Source organism: Lentisalinibacter salinarum, assembly GCF_040706555.1.
GTDB lineage: Bacteria > Pseudomonadota > Gammaproteobacteria > Steroidobacterales > Woeseiaceae > Lentisalinibacter > Lentisalinibacter salinarum.
Genome location: NZ_JAPDRH010000001.1, coordinates 318,567 through 331,295, shown reverse-complemented (window position 1 = coordinate 331,295; position 12,729 = coordinate 318,567). Strand labels below are relative to the sequence as shown.

Sequence of the window (12,729 nt, the reverse complement as noted above, 5' to 3'; positions counted from 1 at the left end):
GTCACCTGTCGCGAGATTCACGCGGGCTTCACGCCGGCCCTGTCTTTTCCGCCAGTTTGCCCGCCAGTTCCTCGATCAGCCGGGCCGCCGCCGGCTTGTTGGCGCGGATCTCGTCGCGGCTGAGGTCCTGCAGCTCGTAAGGCAGCACCAGCCAGTCGGCGGTCTCGTGGATGAAGAAGTCGGGCGGCGCGACGGTGCGCTCCGTGGGCCGATACCAGACCGTCGCCGTGCGGATGTCGTGGGGCAGGTTGCGGCGTGTCTTACGCGTCAGCTCGTTGATGACCGCCTGCACGCTCGCGCCCGTGGAGTAGACGTCGTCCACGATCAGCAGGCGGTGCTCCGCCTCGAGGCGGTCGACGAGATACTGCAAGGCGTGCACCCGTATGCCGGCCACCGCATGATCGCGCTTGTGATAGGACTCCGGGCCGGTGTAGGAGGTGCGCACCGCGATGTGGTCCGTCTCGACACCCAGATATTCCAGCCCCTCCTGCACCGCGATGCCGACGGCCGTGCCGCCGCGCCAGAGGCCCACCAGAAAATCGGGCCGGAATCCGGCGTCGTGGATATCGACGGCGAGCCGGAAGGAATCCAGCAGCAGGTCGTTGGCGGCGATGAAGCGGCGTTCCATGGCGTGTCGATGCCCCCGGGCAAAAACGTTAACATCGGTGGTCCGGATTCCGCATTATAGAGATCGAGCCGCCGGCCGCACGCCCCGAAGGACAGGATGGACAAAATCTACATCTCGGCCCAGCGACTGCTGGAAGAGTCGTTCCAGCTCGGAGCCAAGATTCTCGAGAGCGGCTTCCGGCCGACCATGATCATGGCCATCTGGCGGGGTGGCACACCCGTCGGCATGGCGGTGCAGGAACTGCTCTACTACTTCGGCGTGGACTCCGACCACATCGCCATCCGTACTTCCTCCTACCGCGGCATCGACCAGCAGGACGCCGTGGTCAAGGTGCTCGGCCTCGATTACATCGTGGACAAGATCTGCCACGACGACCGGCTGCTGATCGTCGACGACGTGTTCGACAGCGGCAAGAGCATCGCCGCCGTGATCGAGGAGCTGAAGCGCAAGACCCGGGCCAACATGCCCGGGGACGTGCGCATCGCGGTCCCCTGGTTCAAGCCCGCGCGCAACCGCACGAGCATGACGCCCGACTACTGGAACCACGAGACCGACGAATGGCTGGTCTTCCCCCACGAGGTGCTGGGCCTGGACGCGGACGAACTGCAGACGAAGAACCCGGCCCTGCACGACCTGCTGGCCTCGGCCCGCCGCGCGGATACCTGATACGCTGGTGGCGGAGCCGCTGCTCATCCTCGTGCTGCTCGGCCTCGCCGTCTGGGCAGTCCTCATCTTCAACCGCCTGGTCCGCGACCGTAACCGCACCCGGGCGGGATGGAGCGACATCGACGTGCAGCTGCAGCGCCGCCACGACCTCATTCCCCGGCTCGTCGAGGCGGTGCGCGCCTACGCCGACTACGAGCGGGCCACCATGACGGCGGTGACGGAACTGCGCCGCCGCAGCGAGGAGACCGACCGGCCTGCGGCGAAAGCCCGGCTCGAGGACGAACTCGCCCGCGGCATCGACCGGCTGCTGGCCGTGGCCGAGAGCTACCCGGACCTGAAGGCCAACCGGAATTTCCTTGACCTGCAGGAGCAGCTGGTCGACACGGAGGACAAGCTGCAGTACGCCCGCCGTTATTACAACGGCGCCGTGCGCGACCTGAATACGCGCATCCAGTCTTTCCCGGATCTGATCGTCGCCCGCTCCCTCGGCTTCCGCGAGGCCGAGTACTTCGACGCGGAGGCCGGCACCGGGGCCGCGCCGGCCGTGAAGCTGGGCGACTGATGCTCCTGGCGGGAAGAGCCGCACTGGCGGCGCTCGCCATGGTCGCGCTGGGGACGACGGTTGCCGCCGCGGACGAGCGCATCCACCGCTACCACGCGGAGATCGACGTGCCGGCGGCCGGCCCGATCACGGTCACCGAGACCATCGAGGTCACCGCCGAGGGCGACCGCATCCGGCGCGGCATCTACCGGGACCTGCCCACCGACTATGTGGATGCTGCCGGCAACCGGGTCCGCATCGTGCCGGAGTTCCGCTCGGTGCGGCGCAACGGATCGGCCGAGCCGCACCACACCGAGCGGCGCGGCAACGGGATACGCCTGTACGTCGGCTCCGCGGACGAGTTCGTGCCGCCCGGCCGGCACGTCTACGAGCTCACCTACACGGTGGACCGGGTGCTCGGCTATTTCGACGACCACGACGAGCTGTACTGGAACGTCACCGGCAACCAGTGGGCCTTCCCCATCGAAGAGGCGGCGGCCACGGTGCACCTGCCGGAGAGCGTCGATGCGGCCGACATCGCGGTGGAAGCCTATACGGGGCCTTTCGGCGCGACGGGACAGGACTACGAGGCGAGCGTGGATTTCCGCGGCAACGCGGTCTTCCGCAGCACCCGCGAACTCGGTCCCGGCGAGGGGCTGACCATCGTCGTCTCCTGGCCGAAAGGCCACGTGGCCGAACCGACGGCGGCGGACGACCTGCGCTTCCTGCTGTCGCAGAACCTGGGCCTGCTGATCGCCCTCGCGGGCGCCGCCGGCTCCCTGTTCTACCTGCTGACCGCCTGGCGACGCACCGGCGTCGACCCGGAGCCCGGCGTGATCTTCCCTCACTACGAGCCCCCGGAAGGTTACTCGCCGGCCTCACTCCGGTACGTGGCGGAGATGGGCTACGACAAACGCACCTTCACCGCGGCCATACTCAACCTGGCAGTGAAGGGCTTCGTCACCATCGAGGAAGACGACGGCGACTACGCACTCGACCGCACGACGAAGACCGACGACGGCTCCCTGGCTCCGGGCGAATCCGCCGTGCTGTCACATCTGTTCGCCAGCGCCAACCGCATGGCGCTGGACAACGCGTACCACAGCATCGTCGGCGGCGCCATGAAGGCCCACGAAAAGGCGTTGAAGCGGGACTATTACCAGCGCTACTTCGTCAGCAACAGCGCGCTGCTGTTGCCCGCGGTCGTGCTGCTGGCAGGTGCGGGCATCGGCGCGGCGGTCGCCGATCGCCTCACGCTCGCCGGCGCCATCGCGCTGGCCGCCGGCGGCGCCGGCGTCGCACTGTTCGCCTGGCTTCTGAAGGCACCGACGCCGCACGGTCGCAGACTGCTCGACAAGGTGGAAGGCTTCCGTCTGTACCTCGAAGTGGCCGAGAAGGACGAACTGAATCTGAGGAATCCGCCCAAGCGAACGCCGGAACTCTTCGAAGCCTACCTGCCCTTCGCGCTCGCACTGGGGGTGGAGCAGCCCTGGGCCGAGCAGTTCGCCGACGTCTTCGCTCGGCTGCGCGACGAGACCGGCAGCGACTGGCACCCGGGCTGGTATGCCGGGCGCTGGGAGGCCGGCAACCCGGTGAAGATGAGCCGGGCCGTCGGCAGTTCGCTGAACTCGGCGATCGCCTCGGCGGCCACGCCGCCGGGTTCCTCGTCGGGCAGCGGGGGCGGCGGTTCCTCCGGCGGCGGAGGCGGCGGCGGCGGGGGCGGCGGCTGGTAGCCCCTCAGCCGATGTAATGGATGGCCAGACCGTTGATCAGGACATGCAGGATATTGTCGATGATGATCAACAGCCAGCCGGCCATCCAGGGCGGCGTATCCGGGGGGAAACCGGTCTGCGAGCACTCCGTCCAGGGTCGGGCACCGGGCCAGGGCCGGTTCTTCAGCCAGGCGACGTAGCGTGCCACATGCCAGCGGTCCAGCACGAAGTGGCTGCCCGCGATCAGCGCCAGCGTCCAGGGATTCTGCGTGATGAACAGGAATGGCAGCACGTAGAACAGGCAATGCACCAGCGCCGCGAGTGACCGCCGGGTCTTCTCCCGCACCATCCAGTCGCTCTGCAGGAGATAGTCGCCGACCGCGTGCGCGACGAGTTGATCGGCGGTGAACATGTGCTCTCCCGGATGCTGTGCCGGATGATGTCCCGGTAATGAAACACGGCCGCAAAACGGATCGGCCGGTCCCCCGCCCGGCAGTATAGCGCCCGGCGAGGCGGGCGGCATGCACCAGCGGCGCCCGTGCTATATTTCGAACCGGGGGCATTCGTCCCATATACAAGAACAACAACCCGCCGGCCTCCTCCAGGGGCCGGCCGGGAAGAGGGGGAGTCCAGCATGTTCGAAGCCCGTCGGAGTTCGCGTCGGCCCGCGCTTGCCGGTACGCTGGCGATCGTGATGCTGCTGGCCGGTTGCGTCGAGCCGGCGGCATCCATCGAGGATGACGAGGCGCGGGCGGAACCGGCTCCGCCGGCAGCGGTCTCCGCGCTCGGCCGCCTGGAGCCGAAACACGGCATTATTACGGTGTCCGCCCCCTCCGAGCCGGAAGCGATATCCGGCACCATACTCGCCGAGCTGCTGGTCGAGGTCGGCGACGACGTCGAGCGGGGCCAGTTGCTTGCGGTATCCGATACGGCCGCCCTGCACGAGGCAGAGATCGCACAGACGGAAGCCGAACTCGCGCTGGCGCGGCAGGAGGCGCAAGCCGCCGCCAGCGTCGCCGATGCCACCTGCGTGCGCGCGGGCGTCGCCGGGCGCGAAGCGGCGCGTCTGACCCGGCTGCGCGACCAGAACCTGGCCTCCGAGGAAGAGACGGACCGCGCCCGCGGCGACGCCGAGGCCTACTCCGCCGACTGCACCGCGGCCCGCAGCCATGCGACGGTAGCGGAATCGGCCGTCGCCGTGACCGAGGCGCGGCTTGCACGTCACCGCATCGAACTGCGCCGCTCCCATATCCATGCGCCGACGGACGGCCGCGTACTCGCCATCAATGCGCGCCCGGGTGAACTGGTCGGCATGGTAGTGGGCATGGAGGGCATCCTGGAGCTCGGCCAGGTCGACCGGATGTACGCCATCGCCGAGGTCTACGAGACCGATGTCGCACGCCTGCGCCCCGGCCAGGAGGCCACCGTGACCAGCGCCGCCCTGCCCCGTCCGCTCAGTGGCCGGATCGAACGTATCCGGCCCAAGGTGCAGAAACAGGACGAAACGCATACGGACCCGGCTGCCCGCAAGGATGCCCGCATCGTCGAAGTCGAGGTGGCTCTGGAGGACTCCGCTCCGGCTGCCGGCCTGACCCACCTCCAGGTCGAAGTGATCTTCCAGCCCTGACGGGCGGCGGCAGGGATGAGCAGGGCACCGATCGGCTGGCTACAGTTGCGCCACCGCCCCGTGCGGCTGCTGGTGGCCGTCGCCGGCATCAGTTTCGCCGTGCTGCTGATCATGATGCAGCTGGGCTTCCGCTCGGCGTTGTTCGAGAGCGCCGTGCGCTTCCAGGAACGCTTCGACTACGACGTGGCCCTGTTCAGCCCGGACAGCGTCTTCATCGTGCGCCCTCAGCCGTTCTCGATCCGCCGCCTCTATCAGGCGCTGGCGCTGGAGGCCGTGGCCGACGTCACCCCGGTCTACATTTTCCCGGCGGTCTGGAAGAGCCCGTGGGGTGCCGACCGGCGCAGTATCAATGCCGTCGGCATCGACCCGGAGAAAGACGTGCTCAGGACGCCGGGCTTCAGCGAGAACCTGCCCCTGCTGTCCCGCCAGGATACGGTCATCTTCGACGCGCTGGCGCGGCCTGAATTCGGCCCGGTGGCCGCAGCGCTGGCCGAGCGGGGCATGCTCACGACGGAAGTGAACGACCGCCGGGTCGACGTCGCAGGCGTCTTCGAGATGGGCACCAGTTTCGGCATCGACGGCACCATCATCATGAGCGACGACAACTGGCTGCGCCTGTTCCCGGAACGGCCGAGGAACGACATCCAGCTCGGACTGATCCGCCTGGTCGACGGCGCCGACCCGGACGCGGCACGCGACCGCCTGCGCGCCTACCTGCCGGGGGACGTGCTGGTCATGACCAAGCAGGATTTCATCGACAGGGAGACCGCCTACTGGGGCTCCGCCACACCGATCGGCTACATATTCGCCTTCGGCGCCATCATGGGCTTCGTCGTGGGCGCCATCATCGTATACCAGATCCTCTTCGCCGACGTCTCCGAGCACCTGAACGAGTACGCGACGCTGCGGGCGATCGGCTACTCCAACCGCTTCGTCTCCGGCATCGTGCTGCAGCAGTCGGTGATACTGGCCGTGCTCGGATTCCTGCCGGGACTCGCCATCGTCCACTGGCTCTACGGCACTGCCGCCGGCGCCACCAATCTGCCGATCTACATCACCTGGGAACGCACCCTGAACGTGTTCCTGATGACACTGGCCATGTGTTCCATCTCCGCGCTGCTGGCGGTGCGCAAGGTACGCCGGCTCGATCCGGCGGAGGTGTTCTGATGGACGCGCCGATCACGGTGGCCGGACTGGATCACAGCTACGGCAAGGGTGCGCTCAGGAAACAGATCCTGTTCGGCATCACCACCGAGATACCGGCCGGCGAGATCGTCATCGTCACCGGCCCGTCCGGTTCCGGCAAGACCACCCTGCTCACCATCGTGGGAGCACTGCGTTCCGCGCAGAGCGGCAGCGTGCGGGTACTCGGCGAGGAACTCCGCGACGCGAAGGCGCGCCGGCTGGAAGGCGTGCGGCGGCAGATCGGCTTCATCTTCCAGCAACACAACCTCCTCGGCGCACTCACGGCCCAGCAGAACGTCGAGCTGGGGCTGCGCATGGCGCGACGGATGCGGGGTGCCGCGCTGCGCCGCCGGGCCGCCGGGATGCTCGAGTCCGTCGGCATGGCCGAGCACCGGGACAAGAAGCCCGAGCAACTCTCCGGCGGCCAGCGCCAGCGGGTGGCCATCGCCCGGGCGCTCGGCGCGGAACCGCGGCTGCTGCTGGCCGACGAGCCCACCGCCTCTCTGGACAAGCAGTCCGGCCGCGAAGTGGTCGAGCGCATGCAGACCCTGGCGAAGGAGCACGGCACCACCATCTTGATGGTGACCCACGATAATCGCATCCTGGACGTAGCCGACCGGATCATGCATCTGGAGGACGGTCGCCTGCAGACCTTCACGGACGCGGTGATCGCCAACACCGAGCACATGATGCAGATGCTCGCGGAGAATCGGCAGAAACAGCCGCTGGAGAGCGCGGTGGAGGAGATGGACGAGACCCGCTTCCGCGCCTCGCTCGCGGAGCTCACCCAGGAGTCCCAGCACTTCCTGCAGGCCACCCGGCTGGCCAACGACGCCGCCTTCCAGAGCATGCTCGAGCGGGCGCTGCGTGCCTTCACCGCCCGGGTGGCCCGGCTGCTGGATGCCGAACGGGCCTCGCTCATGCTGGTGGACCGCGATACCGGCGAACTCGTCGTGCGCGTCTCCCAGGACCTGCCGGAGATGGGCGAAGTCCGCATACCGCCGGGCACCGGCATCGCCGGCGCCGCGGCGGCCACGGGCGAGACCATCCGCATCGACGACGCCTACGCCGACGCACGCTTCAACCCGGAGGTGGACCGGCGCACCGGCTTCCGCACCCGTGCCGTCCTGTGCGTGCCGCTGCGCGACCACGACGGCGAGGTATTCGCCGTCACCCAGTTGTTGAACCGTCGCGACGGCCGGGCTTTCGACGCCACGGACGAGGAGCGCTTCTCCGCGCTGGCCGGGTCCCTCGGCGTGATCCTGGAAACATTGCACCGGCTCGACCGGGAACATCCTGCCCGCGGAGGTACTGCATGAGTTTTCCCCACGACCTGCTGGAAGACGCCGCCCGGCTCGCCGAGTACCAGGGCTGGAGCGAGGAGGTCTACCGGGACTTCCTGCGCCTGCAGCGGGGCGAGATGAGCCCGGCGGAGTTCGACGAAAAATATCACTGGGAGCGGGCCATACTGAACATGGATATGACCGGCTTCACGGCCAGCGCAATACGCGAGGGTGAGCTCGAGAGCCTTCTGCGCATCTTCGATGCCCAGAAGGTCTGCCTGCCGGTGCTGGAGGAACACGGCGCGGGGCTGGTGCGCTGCTTCGCCGACGACATCGTCGCGCTGTTCGAGTCGACGGACGCCGCCCTGGACGCGGCCCTGGAGATACATCGGCGCGTCGAGCTCTTCAACGCCTCGCCGCTGGCCTCCCGGCACCCCACCCGCTGCTGCGCAGGCATCGGCTTCGGCACCGTCTTCGCCATCGGCCCGAACCTGGCCCAGGGCGACGAGATGAACAAGGCCTCGAAGCTGGGCGAAGACATCGCCCGGGCCGGCGAGACGCTGCTGACCGAACGCGCCCGGGCTGCGCTCACTCACCGGGACGACGTTCGCTTCGAGGAGCAGGACCAGGACGACCAGCTGTTCCCCTTCTACCGGGCGGTGCCCGCGGGCAGGTAAGCGGCTACCAGTCGTAGTACACGTCCAGCGACAGGTTGCGGCCCGCCGCATCGACGCCGGAACCGTGGGTCCGGTAGGCCTTGTCGAACACGTTCTCGGCGGCCAGCCGGAGCCGCCAGTTCTCATCGGCACGGTAGGTGGCATCGAAGTTGAGCGTGACCCAGCCGGGCGTGCCCTCCGGGTCGATACGAATGTCGCGGATGTCTCTGGAGGCGAGGCGGTCCTGTTCGGCAGCGAACTCCACGTAAGACTCCAGCGCCAGCCGATCGTCCGGCTCGTAGCTGAGCCCCACCCGGCCGTTCAGCGGCGGGATCCGGTCCGCCGGCTCCGCCTCGCTGCCCGGCTCCCGTTCCTCGCCATAGGTGTAGTTCACGACGGCATCCAGCCCCCACCGTTGGCCCCAGCTGAAGCGCAGGCCGGACTCGATTCCCCAGATCTCGGCCTCGGCGAGGTTCCGGCTCTGGACGATATCCCGCCCGTCTGCCGTGGTCTCCCCGGTCAGGACGGAGGTTATGCGGTCCCGATAATCGAGCCGGTAGACCATGAACTCGAACTGCCAGCCTTCGCCGGCCCCCTTGAAGCCGGCGTCGTACTGATAGACCTGCTCCGGCCCGAGGGAGGTATTCGCGACGTTGAACCGATTACCCGGGCGCGGCCCGAGCGTGCCGAGGTCGAAGATATTCGGCGCGCGGAAGCCCCGGCCCGCGTTCGCCACCAGATTCCAGCGATCCGTCAGCCGATAGACCCAGCCGATGTCGCCGCTGATGTCGTCGGGCGTCAGCGTCGCCGCCGGCGAGGTCGCAGTCTCCGCCAGTTCTATGCGGGCCGAGCTGAAGCGCAGGCCGGCGGAAATACGATGCCGCTCGCCGATATCGCGCAGGGCATGGACGTACGCCGCGCGCTGCTCCATCGTCGAGCCGTCGGGGAAGCGGGCAGCCACCGTCTCCGTTTCGCCGCCAGCGAGATCCAGCGCCACCCGCGTGCTGTCGACCGTGTCGTAGTACCACTCGGCCCCGTACGTCCAGCTGGTCTCGCCCGCCTCGCGCGCGCCGTTGAGGGTAACCCCGACAAGGTCGCTGCGGTTGTCCTCGAAGCGGCGCACGTCGGATCCGGCCTCCCGGTTCCTGCGGTCGTCCACCACCCGCTGCCAGCCGACGTCCAGGGTCCAGTCCGTCGCGAACGGACCGTTGCGGCGCTCCCCCTGGACGTGCACGAAGCGGCGTTCGTTGGGCTCGAAATAGAATTCGGCCGAGGAAGGCTCCGTCTGCCCGAAGCCGGGCACGAGTTCGTCCACGCGCGGCGTCTCCGGCTGGCGCAGGTACTGCAGGTCGACGAACCAGCCCACGTCGGGCGAAGGCCGACCGGCGAAGGCGAGCCGGGCCGCCTGCGATTCGAAGCCGCTCGGGCTGATCCTCTCCCCGTCGCCGGTGCGCCGATCGCCGATGTCGCGGTAATCGACGCTCGCCAGTACGCCCAGACGTTCGGTGCCTGCTTCCATGTCGGCCGCGATGTAGCGGGCGCGTTCCGCCGTATCGGCACCCAGCGCCAGGCGGCCGCGGCGCTGATACTGGCTGCCCTCGAATACCGGCTTACGCGACAGCACCTGCACGACACCGCCCATGGCATCGCTGCCGTAGAGCGACGCCTCGGAGCCCCGCACGACCTCGATGCGCTCTACCCAGGACGGGGCTACCAGCGCCAGGTACTGCGTGGGCGCGTTACGGAATATCGCGTTGTTGAGGCGCATGCCGTCGACCAGATGCAGCACTTCGGAACCCTTCAGGCCGCGAATGATCGCCACGCCCTGGCCAGGCGTGGTCTGCTGCAGATAGACCCCGGTGGTCTGGGCGAGCGCGTCGGTCACCAGGGTCTGGGCAGCGATCTCGTCTGCCGGTATAAGGGTGACGCCGGTCGGCACGTCGGTCACCGTCGTCGGTATCCGGGTGGCCGTCACCTGTATCTCGTCGATGGCTTCCTCCGCCAAGACAGGAGCGGTGATCAGGCCGAACACGAGACGCGCCGCAAGTAGCCGAACAACCATGCCGTGACTTTCCCTGTTTTGGTGCAATACGCCGGGGGGGCAGACCACGATGCGACCCGGGCACAAAGCGCGCTAGGATAACCGGGAACGCAGGGTCGCGCCCAGGATCCGCAGCCCGGCCGGCCGAAACCGGGCTTCAGAGCGCTATGCTAGACTCCCTGCGCCTCGGGCGGCACGGCGGGCGGAGCGATGAGCAACTTAATACAGGAACTGCGCCGACGGAACGTGTTCCGCGTTGCCGGCCTGTACGCCGGCGTCGCGTGGATTCTGATCGAAGCGTCGAGCGTGCTGCTGCCCACTTTCGACGCCCCCGACTGGACGCTGCGCTGGCTGGTCATCCTCGCCTTCATCGGCTTCCCCGTCGCCCTGGTCCTGGCCTGGGTGTTCGAGATCACCGAGCGTGGCGTCATACGCGAGTCGGAGGTCGATGCCACTACCAAGCCACTGGTCGGCGGACGCCAGGCCGACTTCATCGCCATCGGCGTCCTCTCGGTGGCGCTGATCTTCTCCGTCTACCTTAATATCACCCGCACCACGACGGTGGAGCCGGTCGAGATGGAACCGACGTCGGTGCTGGTAGCCGACTTCGAGAACGCCACCGGCGACCCCCTGTTCGACGGGCTGCTGGAGCAGGCCCTGAACATCGGCATCGAGTCGGCGCCGAATATCACGGCGTACCTGCGCAACGCCGCCGAGAAGGTGGCCAGGCAGGTCTCGCCGGATACGAAAGGCATCAGTGCCCAGGTGGCACGCCTGATCGCGGTCCGCCAGGGCATCGACCTGGTGCTGGCCGGCCGCATCGCACGGGCGGGCTCGGGTTACGAGCTGAGCCTGAAAGCCATCGATCCCCAGACCGGCGAAGTGGCCTCCGAGAGCAGCCACGAGGCCAAGGCGAAAGACGCCGTGCTCGCCGCCGTGGGCGAACTGTCCGGCGACATCCGCGAGGCGCTGGGCGACGTCACCCTCAAGAGCGGAGAGGAGGCCACGGCCGAGACATTCACGGCGGCGTCCATCGAGGCGGCACAGGCGTATACGACCGCCATCGACTTCGCCTACGAGGGTGAACACGACAGGGCCATCGCGAAGTTCCAGGCAGCGACCGAAATGGATCCGCGCTTCGGCCGCGCCTACTCCGGCTGGGCCCTCAGCGCCTTCAAGCTGGGCCGGCAGGAAGAGGCGGAAGAACTGTGGAAGAAAGCCCTGTCGCTGATGGACACGATGACCGAGCGCGAGCGGCTGCGAACGCAGGGCCTCTATTATTCGGTGGTCACCGGCAACATCGACAAGGCCATCGAGAGCTTCGAGCGCCTGGTGGAGAAGTATCCTGCCGACGCGGCCGGCCACAACAACCTGGCGGTGTCCTACTTCCTCGGGCTGGAGTTCGACAAGGCGGCGGAACAGGGCAGCCACATCCTCGAGATCTACCCGGCCAGCGAACTCTATCGTACCAACTACGCGCTCTACGCCATGTACTCGGGCGAATTCGAGAAAGCCAGGACCGAAGCGCAGAAGGTCCTGGAACGGAACCCGGACTACGGCTCCGCCTACCTGCCGATGGCCATCGGCGCCCTCGCCCAGGGCGAGCCGGAGGTGGCGCGGGAGGCCTACCGCAAGATGGCGGAAGCCTCGAAGAGCGAGCACGGCCCGTCCCTGGCGAAGCTGGGACTGGCGGATATCGACATCTTCACCGGCCGCTTCGACGCCGCCCGCCAGATCCTCACGGAGGCCATCCAGACGGATATCTCCAACGGGAACACGCGCGCGGCGGCCAGGAAATACCTCGCTCTCGCGCACGCCTGGCTGGCAGAGGGTCGATACGACGAGGCCGTCGCCGCAGTGGAGGAAGGCCTCGCGCTGGCCTCCGGCCTCGCCGAGCGCGTGCCCGCCGGCATCATCTACGTGATGACCGGGCGCCTGGAGAAGGCGGGCGAGATCGCGGACGACCTGGCGGGCCAGCTACAGCCCCAGAGCCGGGCCTACGGCCTGATGCTGAGAGGGATGATCGCCCGCGAGGACGGGGACTACGTGGCCGCCGTCGACGACATGCGCGAGGCCATCGATCTCGCCGATCTCTGGCTCATCCACTTCGAACTCGGCCAGACCTACCTGGCCGGCGAATACTACGCGGAGGCGCTGGACGAGTTCACCGTCGCCGACCAGCGCCGCGGCGAAGCCTCCGCGGTCTTCCTCGACGACATACCGACTTATCGCTACATGGCGACGATGCCTTACTGGCAGGGCCGCGCCCAGGAGGCGCTGGACATCAAGGCCGCCGCCCACGAGAACTACCGCGCGTTCCTCTCGCGCTGGGAGAGCGGCGGGCGCCTCGTCGAGGACGCCCGCCAGCGGTTGCCTTGAACCCGGAGCCT

General features: G+C 68.0%; 11 protein-coding genes. 8 read left to right on the top strand and 3 right to left on the bottom strand.

The features are described 5' to 3' along the window. Positions 1 to 28 precede the first annotated feature (28 nt). On the bottom strand, positions 29 to 628 hold the full coding sequence (locus ACJMKZ_RS01330; protein WP_405231388.1) for a phosphoribosyltransferase: 600 nt from the start codon (positions 626 to 628) through the stop codon (positions 29 to 31). A gap of 96 nt (positions 629 to 724) precedes the next feature. Between ACJMKZ_RS01330 and ACJMKZ_RS01325 the strand changes: the two genes are divergently transcribed. Genes ACJMKZ_RS01325 through ACJMKZ_RS01315 form a run of 3 tightly spaced genes read left to right on the top strand, consistent with a single transcriptional unit; the run spans position 725 to position 3,568 of the window. After that, positions 725 to 1,294, top strand: a complete 570-nt coding sequence (locus tag ACJMKZ_RS01325) for a phosphoribosyltransferase (RefSeq protein WP_405231387.1) — start codon at positions 725 to 727, stop codon at positions 1,292 to 1,294. Between the two features lie 7 nt (positions 1,295 to 1,301). Then, positions 1,302 to 1,856 carry a LemA family protein gene (locus ACJMKZ_RS01320; RefSeq protein ID WP_405231386.1) on the top strand — a complete coding sequence of 185 codons (555 nt, stop codon included), beginning with the start codon at positions 1,302 to 1,304 and terminating at the stop codon, positions 1,854 to 1,856. After that, on the top strand, positions 1,856 to 3,568 hold the full coding sequence (locus ACJMKZ_RS01315; protein WP_405231385.1) for a DUF2207 domain-containing protein: 1,713 nt from the start codon (positions 1,856 to 1,858) through the stop codon (positions 3,566 to 3,568). The genes ACJMKZ_RS01320 and ACJMKZ_RS01315 overlap by 1 nt, the downstream gene beginning before the upstream one ends. Positions 3,569 to 3,572: 4 nt before the next feature. On the opposite strand, the gene ACJMKZ_RS01310 is transcribed toward ACJMKZ_RS01315, so the two are convergent. Beyond that, a complete protein-coding gene (locus ACJMKZ_RS01310; protein WP_405231384.1) occupies positions 3,573 to 3,959 on the bottom strand; it encodes a DUF3307 domain-containing protein in 387 nt (128 codons plus the stop codon). A 222-nt stretch (positions 3,960 to 4,181) separates the two neighbouring features. On the opposite strand from ACJMKZ_RS01310, the gene ACJMKZ_RS01305 reads away from it, so the two are divergent. The 4 genes from ACJMKZ_RS01305 to ACJMKZ_RS01290 are packed head-to-tail and all read left to right on the top strand — an operon-like array spanning position 4,182 to position 8,319. Then, positions 4,182 to 5,174, top strand: coding sequence for an efflux RND transporter periplasmic adaptor subunit (locus tag ACJMKZ_RS01305; RefSeq protein WP_405231383.1), 993 nt, complete (start codon positions 4,182 to 4,184; stop codon positions 5,172 to 5,174). Positions 5,175 to 5,189: 15 nt separating this feature from the next. Further along, positions 5,190 to 6,341 carry an ABC transporter permease DevC gene (gene devC, locus ACJMKZ_RS01300; protein WP_405231382.1) on the top strand — a complete coding sequence of 384 codons (1,152 nt, stop codon included), beginning with the start codon at positions 5,190 to 5,192 and terminating at the stop codon, positions 6,339 to 6,341. Continuing rightward, positions 6,341 to 7,678 (top strand): ATP-binding cassette domain-containing protein, encoded by a 1,338-nt coding sequence (locus ACJMKZ_RS01295; protein ID WP_405231381.1) that lies wholly within the window; start codon positions 6,341 to 6,343, stop codon positions 7,676 to 7,678. Before devC ends, ACJMKZ_RS01295 begins: the two co-directional genes overlap by 1 nt. Continuing rightward, the gene (locus ACJMKZ_RS01290) at positions 7,675 to 8,319 is read left to right on the top strand and encodes a nucleotidyl cyclase domain-containing protein (protein WP_405231380.1); all 645 of its coding nucleotides are present in this window, start codon (positions 7,675 to 7,677) and stop codon (positions 8,317 to 8,319) included. Before ACJMKZ_RS01295 ends, ACJMKZ_RS01290 begins: the two co-directional genes overlap by 4 nt. Before the next feature lie 4 nt (positions 8,320 to 8,323). Here the strand turns inward: ACJMKZ_RS01290 and ACJMKZ_RS01285 are convergent, their stop codons facing one another. Continuing rightward, complete coding sequence (locus ACJMKZ_RS01285) at positions 8,324 to 10,360, bottom strand: TonB-dependent receptor plug domain-containing protein (RefSeq protein WP_405231379.1); 2,037 nt, start codon at positions 10,358 to 10,360, stop codon at positions 8,324 to 8,326. Positions 10,361 to 10,549: 189 nt separating this feature from the next. Between ACJMKZ_RS01285 and ACJMKZ_RS01280 the strand changes: the two genes are divergently transcribed. Continuing rightward, positions 10,550 to 12,718: a tetratricopeptide repeat protein gene (locus ACJMKZ_RS01280; protein WP_405231378.1), complete on the top strand. Its 2,169-nt coding sequence runs from the start codon at positions 10,550 to 10,552 to the stop codon at positions 12,716 to 12,718. Positions 12,719 to 12,729 lie beyond the last annotated feature (11 nt).